Source organism: Metabacillus niabensis, from assembly GCF_902829255.1.
Lineage (GTDB): Bacteria > Bacillota > Bacilli > Bacillales > Bacillaceae > Metabacillus > Metabacillus niabensis.
Genome location: NZ_CADEPK010000200.1, coordinates 1 through 18485, shown reverse-complemented (window position 1 = coordinate 18485; position 18485 = coordinate 1). Strand labels below are relative to the sequence as shown.

At 36.5% G+C, this 18485-nt stretch carries 14 protein-coding genes and 1 pseudogene; 8 read left to right on the top strand and 7 right to left on the bottom strand.

All coding sequences use genetic code 11. The annotated features are described in order from the left end of the window. Nucleotides 1-228 precede the first annotated feature (228 nt). The 6 genes from HU235_RS13335 (at nucleotide 229) to HU235_RS13310 (ending at nucleotide 2321) form a co-directional block, all read left to right on the top strand. Complete coding sequence (locus HU235_RS13335; protein ID WP_095300842.1) at nucleotides 229-450, top strand: spore germination protein; 222 nt, start codon at nucleotides 229-231, stop codon at nucleotides 448-450. A gap of 12 nt (nucleotides 451-462) precedes the next feature. Further along, nucleotides 463-693: a spore germination protein GerPB gene (locus tag HU235_RS13330; protein WP_095300843.1), complete on the top strand. Its 231-nt coding sequence runs from the start codon at nucleotides 463-465 to the stop codon at nucleotides 691-693. A gap of 125 nt (nucleotides 694-818) precedes the next feature. Next, nucleotides 819-1442, top strand: a complete 624-nt coding sequence (gerPC, locus tag HU235_RS13325) for a spore germination protein GerPC (RefSeq protein WP_095300844.1) — start codon at nucleotides 819-821, stop codon at nucleotides 1440-1442. A gap of 31 nt (nucleotides 1443-1473) precedes the next feature. Continuing rightward, nucleotides 1474-1650: a spore gernimation protein GerPD gene (locus tag HU235_RS13320; RefSeq protein WP_095300845.1), complete on the top strand. Its 177-nt coding sequence runs from the start codon at nucleotides 1474-1476 to the stop codon at nucleotides 1648-1650. Continuing rightward, nucleotides 1647-2012: a spore germination protein GerPE gene (locus HU235_RS13315; RefSeq protein WP_095300846.1), complete on the top strand. Its 366-nt coding sequence runs from the start codon at nucleotides 1647-1649 to the stop codon at nucleotides 2010-2012. Before HU235_RS13320 ends, HU235_RS13315 begins: the two co-directional genes overlap by 4 nt. A 90-nt stretch (nucleotides 2013-2102) precedes the next feature. Beyond that, complete coding sequence (locus HU235_RS13310; protein WP_095300847.1) at nucleotides 2103-2321, top strand: spore germination protein; 219 nt, start codon at nucleotides 2103-2105, stop codon at nucleotides 2319-2321. Nucleotides 2322-2635: 314 nt separating this feature from the next. Here HU235_RS13310 and HU235_RS13305 read toward each other — a convergent pair whose 3' ends face one another. The 7 genes from HU235_RS13305 to HU235_RS13275 form a co-directional block, all read right to left on the bottom strand. Then, complete coding sequence (locus HU235_RS13305; RefSeq protein ID WP_174880515.1) at nucleotides 2636-6037, bottom strand: AAA family ATPase; 3402 nt, start codon at nucleotides 6035-6037, stop codon at nucleotides 2636-2638. Then, complete coding sequence (locus tag HU235_RS13300) at nucleotides 6034-7215, bottom strand: exonuclease SbcCD subunit D (protein WP_095300849.1); 1182 nt, start codon at nucleotides 7213-7215, stop codon at nucleotides 6034-6036. The genes HU235_RS13305 and HU235_RS13300 overlap by 4 nt, the downstream gene beginning before the upstream one ends. A gap of 104 nt (nucleotides 7216-7319) precedes the next feature. Further along, nucleotides 7320-11033 carry a helicase-exonuclease AddAB subunit AddA gene (addA, locus tag HU235_RS13295; protein WP_174880514.1) on the bottom strand — a complete coding sequence of 1238 codons (3714 nt, stop codon included), beginning with the start codon at nucleotides 11031-11033 and terminating at the stop codon, nucleotides 7320-7322. After that, complete coding sequence (gene addB / locus HU235_RS13290) at nucleotides 11026-14517, bottom strand: helicase-exonuclease AddAB subunit AddB (protein WP_174880513.1); 3492 nt, start codon at nucleotides 14515-14517, stop codon at nucleotides 11026-11028. Before addB ends, addA begins: the two co-directional genes overlap by 8 nt. A 300-nt stretch (nucleotides 14518-14817) precedes the next feature. After that, on the bottom strand, nucleotides 14818-15990 hold the full coding sequence (locus HU235_RS13285) for a thiolase family protein (RefSeq protein WP_174880512.1): 1173 nt from the start codon (nucleotides 15988-15990) through the stop codon (nucleotides 14818-14820). A 130-nt stretch (nucleotides 15991-16120) separates the two neighbouring features. Beyond that, complete coding sequence (gene lepB, locus HU235_RS13280) at nucleotides 16121-16630, bottom strand: signal peptidase I (protein WP_095300854.1); 510 nt, start codon at nucleotides 16628-16630, stop codon at nucleotides 16121-16123. A gap of 46 nt (nucleotides 16631-16676) precedes the next feature. Next, entirely contained in the window at nucleotides 16677-17294 is a 618-nt protein-coding gene (locus HU235_RS13275) for a TVP38/TMEM64 family protein (RefSeq protein ID WP_233452224.1), read from the bottom strand. Between the two features lie 202 nt (nucleotides 17295-17496). On the opposite strand from HU235_RS13275, the gene HU235_RS13270 reads away from it, so the two are divergent. Beyond that, a complete protein-coding gene (locus tag HU235_RS13270) occupies nucleotides 17497-17856 on the top strand; it encodes a hypothetical protein (protein WP_095300856.1) in 360 nt (119 codons plus the stop codon). Between the two features lie 440 nt (nucleotides 17857-18296). Then, a pseudogene (locus tag HU235_RS13265) lies at nucleotides 18297-18485 on the top strand (hypothetical protein); the annotation flags it as partial.

The following is an 18485-nucleotide window of genomic DNA, read 5'->3' as shown; positions in this document are numbered from 1 at the left end:
TTTGCAAGCTCAAGACCAAGTGAAATCACTCATTCAATAGTTGATGCCGATCCTTCTAGCAATTTGCCAATTGATTGATTAAAGGAAATTAAGGATTTTCCTTTCCTTATTCCACGTGTTGATTGTACCTCCAACATTAATCACACATATATTGTTTTATATCATATTAGTATAAAAAACACGTTCTTTTTTGCGTGTTTTTCCATTTTGATTAAAAGGGAGTTAACAATGCCAGCGATTGTAGGAGCCTTTAAGGTAAATAGTGTAGGTACAAGTAGTATCGTTCATGTGGGAGATGTTATTACGATTTCTCCATATAGTGAGGTAAAAACCTTTGCTGGAGCTGGTTCTTTTAATACAGGAGACGGACTAAATATTTATAATCAACACTCTGTAACAAATACGTATGATAATGATGTTGTTGACCAGCCATCTGCAGGAAATTTATAAGGAGTGTTGACCATGAACTTTTATATTAATCAATCGATATGTATTAATTATTTACGAGTAGATTCTGTAAGCAACTCTTCCGTCTTACAAATTGGAAGTGCAGGAATTATAAAACCGTTATCAAATCTTTACAATACAGGTGGGTTTACCGAAGCAGCCCCAGAAATAGAAACGGAAACACCAGTTGGGTTGCTTGAAACAAGTGATATTACAGTTCCTTTAACATCACCTACAGTTCGATAATCAGCCTAATTCATAAGGCTAATATTGATCTCCTTCAAGTTTTCGACTTAGGCAATCACCTATTGTTTCCAACATGCATATAAATAGTGTATCAATTGTGTGTGAGGACTGAGGTGATTGGTAGTATGTATACAAATGAGTTCGTGAAAACCTTACAACAGCTTCAGCAATATATTCAATATCAGGACCAAAAGCTTAAGCAATTAGCTGAAACAATCAACACCCTTCAATCAGAGGTTGAACAGTTCAAAAATAAACCTTCTACAAATATCGAAAGAATTGAATATAAGTTTGACCAGCTAAAAATTGAACGACTTGATGGTACATTAAATATCGGATTAAATCCTACCGATCCAAATCAGATTGATCAATTTGAAGTAGAACAAAACGGACTACAAGTAAATAACGATATGACATACCCTCCACAAGAACAACAGCAAGTACGCCATCAGCTTTTCCAACAATGTAAAGAAGAAATTCAGCATTTTTTAAATAATGATTGTGTCGATTTTATTAAACAGGCAGAACAACAATTACAATTACGCTTAGATGAACCACATCGTAGACATATTATTGAGGATATTCGAAAGCAAATCGATAGTCGGATTCAATATTACATGAATGAACCTTCATTATCTAATCTCGGAGATTTCAACGAGCAAAAGCATAAAATTCTCCAGCAAGTGAAAGCAGATGTAGAGAATTCAATAAAACATTTTTTAAATCACTTACCAAAAGGACCTGAATAAGGAGGATATTCTATATAAGGAGGAAAGCTAAATGAATTTCACTGTTGTTAATCGCAACCTTCAAGTCGGAAATATTCGAATTATCGGTGTGTCAAGTTCTTCAGTGTTTTTAATTGGGGATACGAATACAATCTCACTATCTTCTGTTTTTGATACTCCACCTGAGTCGCTTATTGTCGGTCCATATGTACCGCTGGCTCCACAATGATTAGTCGATTTTCAAAGGTAAACTCAGTATATGTTAATTCAATCGGTCTTAGCTCTGTATTTACAATCGGTGATTCGATGAATATCACCCCTTCTGTTAAAGTCTTTTCAGAGCAAAGGGAAGAGGAAAAATTTTTTGGTTCAGAAGGTGACCTAAGCAAATATCCAATTTTTGAAGAGGAGATTCCATATCCTATTTTTTATGAACAAATAACAACAAATTTTTTTCATGACAATCCAAGCATTCAAGTAAATACTGTGACCGTTACTGCACTATCAAGCTCAGCAGTCTTTCAAATCGGCTCATCTAAAGATGTATTTTGCGAATCACGTACTTTACACATTCGTCACCCGTTTGATTAGGCGAATCAACCTACCTAATATGTTAACGAACAATCCTCCTTTCATATGCATAAAGTAAAGTACTAGCGAAAACAAAAGGGATGTTTTTATATGCCAGCAATTGTAGGTCCAATAAAAATTAATGAAGTTAGCGGTGGGGTTGTAAACTTTGGGGATACGTTCTATTTATCTCCTAAAAACCAATCAAAATCAGCTTCAGGTTCTGGTGGAGGAAATGTCGGCGATTTTCATATTGTTAATAATGGATTAAGTGCAACAAATATGGTTGACCCAGATGTTTCCGATCAAAATATGACGGCAAATGCCTAGTTACAGTTCTGCTTTAAAAATTCATAATAATAGGTGGAGGGTGACTCAAAAGGATCTGACCCATAGTAAAACTAACCTCATTATTAGTTATATATATATGTTTGAGGGGTCTGAACCTATAGTTTTGAGTCACCCTTTATTATGTTTCCTAATCATTTCAATAACCGATCAATTCTTAAAAGTTCTATATTGGTAAACTTCCCGTTCCTAACTCTTCTCTCGTCTAGCTAGATTAAAATAGAAGACAAGGTACTCTTTACATTCTGATTCTTCTTTTCGTTGTCAGTACTAATAATTCGCCTATGCTTTAAAATTCACATTGATTCAAGATAGACGGTTGAACCTTTACCAGATGGTTCAGCTGGGACGACGATTAATTTTTTAGGTAGTCTTGCTCGTAGTTCTGCAACGTGACTAATGACACCGACTGATAGGTTTTGTGCCTGAAGCTTTTCAAGAGCTGAGATGACTGTATCAAGTAGCTCGACATCAAGTGTACCAAAGCCTTCATCTAGGAAGAAAAACTGTAATGGGTATTCGCCACGAAGCTGAATTTGCGTTGATAACGACAGCGCTAAGGCAAGTGAGGTTAAGAAGGTTTCTCCTCCAGAAAGTGTAGATACTGGACGTCTAACCCCGCCATTTGCGTCATCTCTCATAATAAAGCCACCTTGAGAGTCTACTTCAATTGCATAACGTCCTCTAGTAAGTGTTCGCAATCGTTCTGATGCATCTCTACTAACCTGGACAAGCTGCTCCTCTGCTACATATTCAACAAAGCTGTTTCCTTTAAAGACGGTTTGCAGCTTTTCAAGCTTTTCTAACATCTCATCTAACGCCTTTTGTTGTCGTTCAATTTCGACATAGCGGTCATGTTTTTTTAACAGCTCTTGAAGCGCTTGGCTTGCTGCTCCTTTATTTGCAACTGCTTCATCCACCTGTTCCTTCACTTCTTTTTTCAATAATTGAATTTGTTCCCATGCTTCATTCGTTAACTGTTTATCTTGTAGCTTTTCAGCTATTCGGTTTAAGTCGGATGTCAGTTGCTTCATTTTATCAGTAAACGTTTCTAGTTCATTTTTCATGTAATGCTTTTCTTCCAGCCCTAATAAGGAAGAAAGAGTCTCTTCAATTGTATGAAAGGACGTTTTTTCAGATACGTTCTTCCATTTTTCTGTTGCCTCATGTAATTTGAGTTTTGTTTGTTCAAACGCCTTCTCATTTGCCGCAAGCTGACTTTGATGCTCGTGCATTGATTTCGTAGCTTGCTGTAATAAGCGGTACAATTCATTTTCCTTTTCCGTTAATTGTTTTAGCTTTTCGACTGTTTCTTTCAATTGTTGGTTGAGTGATTTATCAGACGAAACATCCGATAATTTCTCTTCCTTCTCACGAATTAGCTGTTTACAATTATTGATTGTCGCTTGTAATTCAATTTCTTGTTGATTGATTAACTGAATTTGCTTTTCGCATTCCTTTACTGACGTTTGCTGCTCTTCAATAAATAGAATGCTTGTTTGAATTCTTTCATTTAGTTGCTCTACTGCTTGGTCTTTTTTGCTCATATCTTGTTGAAGCGTTTCAACATCTGCTAATGGCACTGTTGAAAATTGCTCTTCATATTCTTTTAACGCCTTTTCGTAAGCAACCTGATCTACTTGTTGCTTTTCCTTCCATTCATTTACATCGTTTTTGGCAGAGGAAAGATAATCACCTTTTCTCAATTCTTCCTGCTGAATTTCTCTTACTTGCTTCACTAGTAAATCAATTTTACTTTTTAGCTGTAAATAATCCTGAGAGATTGTCTTTAATTCTAATTGAAAAAGCTTGTCTCCTTTTTGAAGTGGGTCAGCAAGTTCTTTTTTTATAATCTCGTCAAGCTCTATCACCTCTACTTGTGTCACATCTTGAAGAAATGGAAATTCAGAGGTTAATTGTTGTGAGATTCCTTCAAGTTTAATTTTTAGCGAATGGAATTCCTGACTTAAACCCTGTAATCTCTCAAGTTGTTCTTGAAGCTTTTCCGACTGCTTTTCACCGCTCTCATACAATTCTTCATTTAGATGGGCAGGATTTGGATGTGTCGATGAACCACAAACTGGGCATGGTTCTCCATCATGTAAATGCTGGACAAGTTTTAGTGCAAGCTTTTGACTATTTTCCTTCTCTTCTTTTTTGAAGATAAAGTCTAATTCGCTTTTCACAGTGTGAATAAAGGCATGATGTTCCCTTTCTCGTTCTGATATAAGAAAGTACTGCCTATTCAATTCAATAAATTGTTCCTTAAGCTGATTTTTACGATTAACAGTTGCTGCTGAAATTCTTTTTAGGCTTTCAGTTTCCTGTTCAATTATTTTTTGTTTTTCTTGAACAATTGTAGTTGTTTCAGAGAATCTATGTTTTGCCTGAGTTACTGTTTGTTTTGCCGTTAATGCTCCTTGGATCATTTCTCGTTCTTTTGCCGATACAGTATTAGCGAGTAATTCTTCCTTCAAGCGTTGCTGCTTTTCCAATGCCCTCTTTACTAAGGTCTGTGCCTTTTCCAATGCTTTATTGTCAAGATGACGTTGTTCGACCAACTTACCGAATTTCTCTTGTAATTGAGCTAATCTTTTCTGTTCTGCAACACGTTCTTCATCAATTTTTTGTAGCTGTAGAAGCTTTTCCCTTTCAGCTACAAGCTGTGGCTCCCGCTCACTTTTTATGTTTCGAATCTCTTCATATGCTAGATTGCTTGTCTCATATTGTTCCTTTACCTCTTCATATTGCTTTCTTATCAAGGAAAGATTTACTTCTGCGTCTCTTTTCTCTAGCATAAGTGCTTGGAGTGATTCGGCATATGGTCTTAGTGCCTCAGCTTCCTCTGCTTTTTGAAGCTGTAATTTAAGCTTGTCCATTTTATCTGCTTCTGCTTCTAAAGATACCTTTTCTTTCTCTATCTCTGCCTTTTGCAATTGCAGCTGTCTTATCTCTTGCATCGCTTCATATTCTTTTAAAATGCTATCAAATTCTGTTTGACGTTTTTGTAGTAGAATATTTGCTTCATTCAGACGAGCTTCCGCTGCTTGAACTGCCTCTGTAGAAGCATCACCTAACCCTGTTTTTTCTGCTTCAAGTTCATTTCGTTGTATTCTTGTTTTTGCAAGTCGAGATTTTAATTTTTTGATTAATTTGTCACCGTATTGTTCTAGATGAAACAATCGTTGTAGCATTTGGCGTCGTTCCGCACCTTTTAATGAGAGAAACTCAGCAAATTTTCCTTGCGGGAGAACAACAGCTCTTGTGAAATCATCAATCGTTAACCCTAACAACCCATGTATTTTTTCATTAACATCGGCAGCCTTATCTGCTAACACAACGGTTTCTTCTCCAGCTTCAATTAATCGACAAATGGATGTTTTTACTTTTATATCATCTGTTCTCTTAAAGCCTCTTTCAACCGTATAGCGCTTTTTCGTGGAGGCATTTTCTAGCTCAAAGGTAAAGGATACTGCAAGGCTGTCCTCTGCATGGTTTAAAATACCATGTGTATTATTTGCTGCACGCTCAACTTTTCCATATAAAGCTAATGTCATAGCATCTAAAATAGAGGATTTACCACTGCCAGTAGGTCCAAATATCCCAAAAATCCCCCCTTCACATAATGAATCAAATTGAATTGTCTGCTTCTCTCTAAAGCTATGAAGCCCTGAAACAGTTAATTGAATTGGTCTCATTCTTCAACACCTTCCTCAGAACCTTCCTCTTGGTGAACAAGCTCAAGAAATAATTGAACTAAGTCTGCTTCAGGCTTAGCTCCCCCTGTTTGTTTCTCATAAAATTGTGTAAAAAGTTGATCGATCGGTAAATTAGCTTGCCTTGCTTCAATAACTTCCTGCTCACCGATAAAGATCGGGCGGATATGAATAAACCCTGGATGCCATTTTCGTAAACGATGAATTTCTTCGATTGAGAGAGTATTTGTTAAGTGAATTTCTAAATCAATCCATGCCGATGTATCACGACCTTCATCTAACCATTTGTAAACCTGGTTAATTCCTTCTGTTGCTTTCCACTTAACTAATGGTTTGCCAGAAGATAATGGAATTTCTCTCATCTTTACAGGCTGATTAGGCTCAGCATCTAATATAGTGACTGACTTTGCATAGCCAATTTCTGAAAAACTATACGCTAGTGGAGAGCCAGAATATCTTGTTAACGTACTTGCGCGTTTTATATTTTGGGGACGATGCAAATGTCCCAATGCAACATATTGAGCTGCCTCAGGCATACTTGTTGCAGCTACCGTGTATGCACCACCAACTTCAATTGGGCGTTCAGAATCAGACGAGCTTCCACCAGCAACATGAATATGACTCATTGCCATATTAATCGTATCGGGACGAAATTGCTTGCTCATAATTGAAAATAACTCTCGAATTCTTTCATCATATTTATTTCGTAATAACACTTCATCATGGGTCTCAGATAACACCTGTTCAAGTCTAGCCTCTGAAGGGTACGCAAGAGCAGCGAGCGTCATTTGCTGCTGCGCCCTCGGGACATCAATTTTGATCACCTCAGCCATCGGATATCCTATTAATTGTATCGAATGATTACTAGCCAATGGTGATGCTGCCGATAATCGATCTGGATTATCATGATTCCCAGCAATGACAACGATTGGCCGTTTTCCATTATCTGATAAACGCGAAAGTGCATCATAAAATAACTGTTCTGCAGCAGCAGGAGGATTCACTGTATCAAATGCATCACCAGCCATTAAAATCATATCTACTTTTTCTTCTTCAACTATACGAACAAGTTCATCAAGAAATTCAGCTTGCTCTGCTAAGCGGCTCCTTCCTTCTAAGGAACGACCTAGATGCCAATCAGCTGTATGGAGGATTCGCATTCTATTAAACACCCTTTCTAGCATAGAAATAAACTACGACTTTAAGCAAAAACAGTAGTAAGATGACAAATCATAAATAAGTCGCCACCTTACTACCACCTTTTCTACATTTCGATTAAATGACCACCATCAAAGAAATATAAATATTTTTCCTTTAGTGGCCTGCGAATAATGTCTTCAATTGCCTTTGTATATAAATCAATTTGGATGCGATATCTTTCCTTTAATACTGGCTCTGCCTCAGCAATACCGCCTGGAAAACGCCCTTCAATTGAATCTGTTTTATAATCAATTAGGACTATGCCAGCTTCATCTTCAAAGAGACAGTCAATTACCCCTTGGACAATAATTGATTCTTCTTTAATGTCCTTATATAAAGTACTTGCATTAAGAGCATAACTGAATGGTACTTCTCGGGATACTTTATCTGCATGAAGCATACGGCTTCCAATTGGAGTCGTAAAAAATTTAGCAATTTGCTGTGGATTGATTGCATCTGCCATGTCAGATGTTAATATTTCCTTTAATATAAGCTCCTGTACTTTTGACATAATTGTATTTGCTGTTACAGCTTCATTTAAGGGAATATGCTGCATTACTGTATGCATAGCTGTACCTCTTTCTGCAGCTGATATTGATTTACTTCTCATAAAGCTTGGCCGCTCATATAAAACAGCTTGTCGCTTTTTCACTAATTGTAAATCACTATATTCATCCCGAACTTCCTTCTGTCTTTTTAATTCTGTTACGGATTGCTTTGAGCGATTCTTTGTTGCTGCTAGATGTGGATATGTCCAATTTAATTTTTCATGAACCTTGTCTACCTCATTACTTTCAATAGACACTTGCTCTCCACGTGCTATCGCCGTTAAAAGCTCTGTATTTAATTGTTGTTCCTTACTAAACGATTCTAGAAGGTTTTCACCTTTCACAAATTCAACTGTCCATTTTGATGAATGCTTTGATATCTCTTCATTCATACACGTATGACCATCATTTAATAAAACACAATCCTGATGGCGAACTAACGCAGGACCAATCCAATCGAGATATGACTTCGCTTTTGCCCGTTCAAAATCCGGTAATAACCATTCATTATGAGAAATATAATTTTGCCAGTTGGCTATTGTTTTTTCAGCATCCTTTAACGTTCCAAGTAAAATCAGCTTCTCTTTCGCTCTTGTTAACGCTACATATAATACTCGCATTTCTTCAGCAAGCAATTCCATTCTCATTTTCTTTTTTAATGCGATATATGGTAACGTAGGATAGCTGATTCTAATTTTTGGATTAATTAACTTTGTTCCAAACCCTAGCTCTTTATCTAGTAAATATTTTTTGTTCAAATCCATCATATTAAATTGCTTTGACAGCCCTGCAACGAAGACTACCGGAAATTCTAATCCTTTACTGCTATGGATCGTCATTAAGCGCACGACATCTTCCTGTTCTCCTAGAGCTCTAGCTGCTCCAAGATCATCCCCTCGTTCTTGCATTCTTTCTATGAAGCGTAAAAAGCGGAATAACCCCCTAAAGGAAGTTGCTTCATATTGCCGAGCTCGATCATATAATGCTCTGAGGTTTGCTTGTCTTTGTTTCCCACCTGGCATTCCACCAACAAAATCAAAAAACTTCGTATCCCGGTAAAGTTGCCAGATTAGGTCTGACACTGAGCCTTGTCGTGCCTGATTTCTCCATTGCTGTAAAAGTTCAATAAAAGTCCTCAGCTTTATGGATAAGGATTGCTCAACCAATGATTCATTTGCAATACATGCTTTAAGCGCATCGTAATAAGTTCCCTTTTTATCAAACGTACGAATAATTGCAAGCTCATTTTCATCCAAGCCAACTATCGGAGAACGCAGAACAGATGCTAATGGTATATCTTGAAATGGATTATCTATTACTTTTAGAAGTGATACCATAATTGACACTTCCGTTGCCTCAAAATATCCATTTGATAGATTTGCATATACAGGGATTCCAGCTTGTTTAAATTCCTCCATTATTTGCGGTGCCCAAGGCATGGAACGGAGAAGAATAACAATATCTCGGTACGTAATTGGACGCGTTCCGTCGATACCTCGATCATAAATTGGAAACTGTTCATCAATAAGTGATTTGATTTTCTTTGCCATTAGCCTTGCCTCAAGCTGTACGGTTTCCAACTCTTGCTCGTCAAAGCCACTTGTATCCTCATCCTGCTGAGACTCTTCATCCTGATTAATCGGTTCAATGAGTAGCAGTTCTGCATTCATCTTTTTCCCTTCAGGATAAGAAGCACCAAGCTTTAATTCAGCATCTTCGTCATATACAATTTCTCCAACACGCTCACCCATAATTTGTTTAAATATAAAATTCGTTGCATCTAATACTTCTGCTCTACTTCTGAAGTTTTTCGATAAATCAATTCTCATTCCTGTATTGTTCGCGTCTTTTGTAAAACGTTTATATTTACTTAAGAACAGAAAAGGCTCAGCCAAACGAAAACGATAAATAGATTGCTTAACATCCCCAACCATAAACAGGTTTCCTGATGCTTCTTCATCCTTTGTAACGAATTTTAATATCGATTCTTGAACGAGGTTCGTGTCTTGATATTCATCGACCAATACTTCAGTAAATTGTTGTTTATAAAATCGTGCCGCTTCACTTGGTTCATCACCAGTTCCTTGAAGTATTTGTAAACAATAATGCTCCAAATCGGCAAAATCAACAATTCCTTTCTCCTTTTTTACTGCTTCGTAACGCTCAGCAAATTCCATCACAAGCGAGACAAGCTTTTTCATAACAGGAGCTAATTGTTCAAAGTCTTGCAAATAAGAAGAAAGGCTTCGGGAAAACATTTCGTCACGCAATTGTTCGATTTTCTTTTTCGCAGCATTTCTTAAAGCAGTCACTTGCTCTGTTAATGCTTTATCATATTGATCTCCCCTGACCGGTTTTGCCCTCGACAAGCTAAATGATTTTATTCGCTCTGCTAAACCTTCCCACGAGTTTTTCACAGCAAGTAAAGCATCGATTTGTTTTAAGTCATCATCTAAATTTTCTGCTCGAGGTGCTGGTCCAGCTGGTCGTTTTGTTATTTCCATCGCTTGCTCTAGCTGGTCTTTTGCTCCATATAAGGCGAGCTCGATATCTTGTAAGAGATAACGAATAAATGGCAGTGTAGAAATGTCTGTATCTCCGACATCATACATTGAAGCTAGCTGTTCTAGCCAAAGATTTGGTGTTGGATGTGACCTTGAAAAAAGATAAAGCATGCGAATAATCGACTGGAGTTCTACATCATTCCGATCCGCTGTGTAGCGGTCAATAAGGTCGAAAAATGGCTCATTATCTTCACGGCTATATTCCTCTTCAAATAATTCATCAAGCTTCTCATCTATTAAAAGCTGACCTTCTGTTTCATCTGCAATTCGAAAGCTAGGATCAATATTAATCAAATAATAGTATTTCCTTACAACGTTTAAACAGAATGAATGCAATGTTGAAATCGATGCTTTATTCAATAATGTTAACTGTCTGCGCAAATGTAGAGAGGATGGATTTTCCTTTAACGCTTTTTCTAACGCCTCTCCAATTCTACTTCTCATCTCAGCTGCCGAAGCATTTGTAAAGGTCACAACAAGTAATGAATCAACATCGACAGGATTTTCCTTTGAAAGGATTTTCTTTATAATTCTTTCAACTAATACTGCTGTTTTTCCAGAACCAGCAGCTGCTGCTACTAAAATGTCCTGTCCACTCGAGACAATTGCCTGCCATTGATCATCAGTCCATTGGCTATTGCTTGGTTTTTGGATTCCATTACTCACTTAGCCCTACCTCCTCTCTCATTTTTCTTAATACTTCCTCATTTTTTTCACTTTTTAAAATTCGATAATTGTTTTCCTCTAACGATTCATCAAATTGACATACAGACTTAAACTGACAATACGTACATGGTAATTTGTCCTTTAATTTATATGGTTGAATATCAATTACACCGTCGGTTATGCTTGTTCCGATTTTTTCGAACGTCTTGCGGACATGGTTTGTTAATAGTTCAAATTCATCCTTACTAGCAATCGCTGAATTTGCATAAAACCCTCCAGTCTTTTTCAGACCTGCAGCAACAATATTTGAAGTCACGCCCTCTGTTAATGAATCGTCCATTAATCGAACAGATTCCTCATCTCCAAGAAGCAAGCCCTTCATTTTAAACTTTTTAAAGATTTCCTCATCAAGTTTATCCTCTGAAAGCAAAGTATTTGCTTGGATAATCGGATCATGGACGTGAAAATAGAGGACACCTGCTGGAGTTGCCTCGACTCCTAGCCAACGCTTTGAATTTGAAATAATAACATCTAAATAAGTAAGCATTTGTAAGGCTAATCCATAATAAACCTCAGATAGCTGTATATTTTTTTCACTTGATTTATAATCAACAATTCGTAATAAAACTCCATTCGAGCCTGTCGCTTTATCAACCCGATCAATTCTTCCGGCTACCTCCATCGTACAGCCGTTTGGCAAAGTAAAACGAATTGGTGGAAGCTCTCCCCCCTTACCAAATCCAAGCTCCAAGCCGACCGGTGCAAACCCACTATGCTTCGCGTGTTCACTTAATATACTAGACGCACGAGATAGGATTTTTTGCAGCTTTCGTTTTATATAATGAAAGCGATTTGAGCTTAATAAAATTTCCCTTTGCAATCTAGGTGCAAGCTTCTCCACTGCATCGTTTGATAAGCGGTCACATTGTTCCTTTGTTAACCCCTTCCAGTCAAGATTTAATTGCTGGATTTTATCAGAGATTAGCTTAAGGGCTGAGTGAAATAATTGGCCAATATCTGGTGCTTCAAGCTTAAATAATTGCCTTTCTCTTAGCTTTAGGCCATGTGACGCAAAGTGGGAGAATGGGCAGCTGTTAAATTGTTCCATTCTTGATACACTACCTTGAATATGCTCTCCGTACAACTCACGGCTAACAGAGGTTTCAAGTTGCTTTGGAGCATTTTGATAGGTCAAACTACTAAGCACTTTTTTCGTTATTTGTTGATTTTTTGAATCAATAAAATAATTATAAGCATCCCACCAAATCGATTCGATTGGATAGCCACGTTTCCATAACTGTAATTGCGATGTAACATATGACAGTGTCACATTCTCATTGACAATAAAGGACAGCTGTTCACCGAGTGATAGCTGATCAGGTTCATTAAGAAGTCGTTGCTTTTCTATATCCGGAAACATTTCCTCAGTCCGTTTAATAATGATTGAAGGAAGAAGTGCTTTCCCTTCTTCATCTGCCATTGGATAAGATAAATAAAGTTTTTCTGATGGACTTACTAAACCCATATAAATAATAAAGTTTTCATCTAATAGATGCTGTCTAGCTGTAGGTGCGAGAGTAATCCCTTGAAAATGTAACGATTCACGATCATCCTCAGTTAAAATTCCTTCTTCCTTCGGTCTTGCTGGAATGACCCCATCGTTTGTCCCGATGATAAACGTGCATTTCACATGGAAAAACCTCGATTGCTCCATGTCGGCAATTAAGACTTGATCCATTGCTGGAGGCACTAAGGAAAACTTCATCGACTCCATACCTGTATCAAGAATATTAGCAAAAAGTGATAGTGAAACATGTTCATCGGCTAGTAATTCAACAAATTCATCTAATAACTGAATAACGGCCTGCCATACTTGATCATGCTCCCTTGCCTCTAATAGCTGCCCCTTTTCTTCTGCTTCTTGACGAAGTAGCTCAATTTTCTCAGGGATTTGTAGCTCCTCTAAATATAAGTAAAGCGATTCAGCCAAGTCTCGACCTGTTTTACTTCGTTTTAGCCGCTTTTGTAGCGTATGGATTGGCTTTGCCACAATTTCTTTTAAGGAGTTTATCTTTTCCTCCATTAACTTCTCTTCGTCTGTTATGACATAATCGTCTTCTAATGAATAAAAACGACGGTATCTCCATCGTTCATCCTTTGTCCATTTCGTCCCTTGAATCCCATGTGATAGCACATAGTTTTCAAGTAAATCCATTTCCTCACGCATCTCGCGCTTATTAGCTTCAAGCGGATAGAGCAATTCAGTCTTTACTGCACGGAATACCGCTTCATAGCGCCAATGGCCGTTTACAATTTCCATTGTTGAACGAATGAATTCGACAAGAGGATGATTAAGCATTGAACGTTTTTGGTCTATAAAAAAAGGAATGTTGTAATCACGAAATACTTGCTCAATTAAATCACGATAATCATTTGAATTTCTCAGCATTAACGCGATATCTCGATATCGATATTCACCGCTTCTCGTTAAGGAATGAATTTGTCGAGCAATTCCTTCAATTTCAGAACGACGATTTGCGGCTTGTAAGATTGTTATACTTGTTTCTCCTTCAAATACAGACGTTGGTCTTGCATCATAATATGTTTCTAAATGCTGTAATGAAGGATTTTTCGCAAAGCGATGCTGCTCATGTAAAATAAGTGGGTTTTCTACCTCTACACCTTCATCTTTTGCAAGCTGGAGAAGTTTATTGTACGTTTTCCCAGTCATTTGAAATAAATGCAATTCATGTGGCAGAAATTCTTCATAAGGCTTATCGATTGTTAAGGAGATTTTAACGTTATTCGTATATTTCATTAAGGCAACGACAACCTCTAATTCCTGAGGTGTAAAACTATGAAATCCATCTATATATATATCAGCTGTTTTCATATAGTTTGATTCTTGAATTTTTTCAGTTAGCAAACGTAAATAATCTTCAGAATCGACATACTTATTACTAAGCTGGATTTCTAGCTGTTTATATAACAAAGCCATATCATGCAGCTTATCAATTAACGATTGCTTGTCCACTTCAGTATTCGCTTTTGCAATATAGTCCTCAAGCTCTTGTGGTGAAAAACAATAGCGTTTAAATTCTGTTAACATTGCTTCAAGTTGCTGAATAAAGCCATTTTTATCGCTAGCTTTTGCAAACACTTTAAATTCCTGCTTATATTGCTCAACAAGCTTTCTTAGCATCATCTGAATTCCCATGCTTGAAAGATGATGTCTTGTTATACCACCTGTTTCCTGCAGCACTCGCCATGCTAGTCGACTAAAGCTAAATGTCTGCGCTCTTATCATTCCAGCTACATCTTGTGAGTGAATCAACTCATATTCTGCTCCAAATGTCATTTGATCTGGAACAAGATAAATAATCGGATTCCCCATTGGATCTTCCATTAATCTATTTTTTATTTCATTCACAATCGTAGTTGTTTTTCCGCTCCCTGATCGACCTAGAATAAATTGAATACTCATGTTTATTCCTCGCTAACGTTTATATTTATCTAGTCAAAGTAAAATGCCAGTTTCATACACTTTTTCTTTCACATCATCCTTCTATTTTACTTTACTTTTTATGCAAATTCCATTTATCCACAAGTTCCAACTTTTGTATGTTTCAATATGTCTTAGAAATTCATAACCTATTTCTTCTAGGGCTACCGCTTAAACCCTGTAATGCAGCAATACACAAATTGTATGGCATTCACTTTTTATTCTAAACTAGAACTTTATATAAAAGAGAAAGAGGCTGACAAATTGCCAGCCTCTTTTCAATTACTCTCTTTCTAAAAATAAAGCAAAGCCCATCCCACCTCCAACACATAAAGAAGCTAGACCCTTTTTTGCTTGTTCACGTTCCATTTCATACAATAAACTTACGACTATTCGTGAGCCTGTGCAACCAATCGGATGCCCTAAGCTAATCCCGCTCCCATTTTTATTAACCTTATCCCTATTTAGTTTTAACTCTTTTTCTACAGCTAAATATTGTGCAGCGAATGCTTCATTTATTTCTAATATATCAATTTCATCAAGTGTCCATTTTAATGAATGTAGCCCCTTTTGAATGGCTGGCACTGGCCCAATTCCCATCAACTTTGGATCAACACCAACAACCGTATGATGTGATATTTTTGCCAATATAGGTAACCCTCGTTTTATAGCTTCATCCTTCGACATGAGTAAAAGTGCTGCTGCTCCATCGTTCAGTGATGAAGAGTTTCCTGCCGTTACGGTGCCATTTTCTCTAAAAATGGTCGGCAATGCTGCTAGCTTTTCTGATTTAATCTCCTTTGGTCCCTCGTCCCTAGAAATAATCATTTCATTCTTCCCTTTTTTCGTTTTTATTGGAACGATTTCTTGAGTAAATTTCCCAGCTTTAATTGCCGCCAGTGCTCGGCTATGACTTAACTTTGCCAACTCGTCCTGTTCATCTCTAGTTATACTAAACTGTTCAGCTACATTTTCAGCCGTTTCCCCCATCATAATTTGATGAATTGGGTCTTTTAATATTTCCCATACACTATCAGTTACCTCCCCATGCTGTAACCTTGAGCCCCAACGATGCTGTTTAAGAAGATAGGGACTTGAACTCATAACCTCTACTCCACCTGTAATAACAATATCTGCATACCCTAATTGGATTTGCATTGCACCGGAAATTATCGCTTGCAATCCTGATGCACATTGACGTTGAATGGTGTAGCCAGTAGTTTCATATGGAAAGCCTGCTAAAAGAGCAGAAGTACGTGCAATATTTGGTTCATCTGTTCTTTGAATACACTGTCCTAAAATAATCTCATTTACTTCTGTTTTTTCTAGACGACCTCTTTCAACGATTTCCTCTAATACCGGAACTATCATTTGTGAAGGTAATAAACCCTTGAAAGCGCCACCAAAACTACCGATTGGAGTTCTTACTGCAGCCGTTATTACTACCTCGCGCATCTTCATCCCCCTTACTATTGATGTATTTCCCATTACATTCCTTTCATTTTATTATATTACCTTCTCCTTTAGAATTTTTGTCAATCTATAAAAAAAGCGCCTCCTTTTAGGTATTACCTTTAAGGTAGCGCTATTTCTTTTCTCCTACTTTTCCGATGATATTATCTATATGAACCAATCCGAAATGACGGCTGTCCCTGCTTTGCAGCCGATTATCTCCAATTACAAAAAAGTATCCCTCTGGTATCCTCGTTTTATCAATTACCTCTTCAAGAGTGAAATTACCCGTTGACTTTGATAGATTTGATGATTTATGTGATAAAAAAGGTTCTTCCATTGCCTCTCCATTCACATAAAGCATATCATCTTTATAATGAATCTCATCACCTGGGAGTCCAATGATTCTCTTCACATAGGTCTCATTACTTTCCGGTAATTGAAAAAGTATGACATCAAATCGTTTTAGTGAATGAAAAAACAAACTGAGACGATTTACTGAAAGTAATTTGCCTTCCTCATACGTCGGCTGCATTGAAACTCCCTCAACCTTGTATTCAACAAATATTAGGTTTTTAATAAAAATAGCCGATAAACAAATAATAATAAGAGTAGTAAAAGCTATTTTTCTCTTTTTCTTCATTATTGGCCTCCTAAAAAGGTTATTGCTTTTTATCTTTACTGACTACCTAAGTGTTCAATCGTTTCTCAACCTTTTTCCCAATTAGCCATAACAGAAAAATGACAATTGCTACTACGACGCCTCTTAAAGGCTGTGCAATTAGCGCATGTAAATCCTGACCAATGAAGCTTACAATAAAAACCATCACAAACTTACCTGAAAGAACAGCTAATGTAAATTGCCAGATGCTGATTTTTGATAGACCCGCAACTACATTTATCGCTGCTGAAGGTGTAAAGGGAAAACATAAAACTAAAAATAATGGACTAAAACCTCTACGTTCCACCCAGGCCAATAATTTTTGAAATGTCTTTCTTTGTTTGAGACGTTGAATAAATTTAAATTTATTAAGCTTTCTCATCAATATAAATACTATGATAGCACCTGTACAAGCTCCAATCCAAGATAAAAGAAAACCAAACCATAGCCCAAACGAATTTACATTAGCTACGATAAAGACTATAAGTGGTAAAAAAGGTAAAAACGCTTCTAATAAGGGTAGTAATATAGCAAAAAACGGTCCAAATGAACGATAAGTTTCAAATAAATTCATTAAATTCTCAGCTGTAAAATAATCCTGTAATATTTGCGAGTTCATATTTTCTCCTTCAAATAATCGTTCCATAATCTATTCTACACATTCACAGCAGAAACTTAAAGTTTATAAGCCTTTTCTATGGAATGTCTTCTATAAATTTCGTCATAATCTGGGCTCAAATAATCCAGATATTACTTATTGCAGCAAACGAAAATACTACTTGAACATTTTATTCGATATGTGTATGATAATATCGAACACATGTTCTGTTATGTAAGGAGGCAATTGTATGACAAGAATTCCAAATGACGTTCGTGATTTAATCGAACAATCGATCTATTTGCCGATGGCTATTTCCATTTTCAACAGAGACTTAGCTGTTATTGAAAAAAGTCCTTTTAAATTAAATCGACCATATTTAACTCTCGTTGAAGAGGCATTAAAATTAGCGCAAAAGGATTTAGCGATTGTTAAACAGCACCTACGTCAGCAAAAAATAAAGGTACAAGAGGTTGAACGTGATGAGGCCTTTACCCTTTATTCATTTTTGTACAATGGCTATGAAGAAAAGCATAACTATTTTAATCCAAGAATTCGAAATAAGGTCACTGAAATAATGGAAGATTACTTATTTAAACCAAAAAAATGATTATCCCCATAAAATATTTTAACTCTAATAAAATAGGCTTAAAATTATTTATTCCGTACCATAATAGCCTAAATGACAGCAAAATAATCTCCTTTGCGTAAAAAGCAATATTTCCAAGCAAATTGGCAAAAATACACGATTTGCATTTTATTCTTTTTGCGCAATTTATATTTTTCTTTCCTCAATTTAAAAGACATCTTTCTATCTCCTAATGAATCATTACTTTCCTCAGATTTTATCATTTGCTATACATACAGCAAATGATTTTCATGTATATTTCCTTGCAACTAACAAACGATATGAAAAGAACTGAACTTCACTTTGTATACGTTATTATACCTGTTTTTTGTTCAAGCAAATCTTCATCACTGACAGATTGTTTTAATTATGCTAGTATAGGCAAGTATCTTTTACATCATTGATTATAGGAGGAAACACATATGAAGCAAAAATTAGTTATTTTAATTACCATTCTAAGCATTTTTCTACTAAGTGCTTGTGGCACACAAAACGATAATGATGGAGATAAAGCGTCAGAAAATAAAAAGACAGCAAATCTTTATGAGCAAATTAAAGAAAAAGGTGAAATTACAATAGGTACTGAAGGAACGTATGCACCTTTTACATAT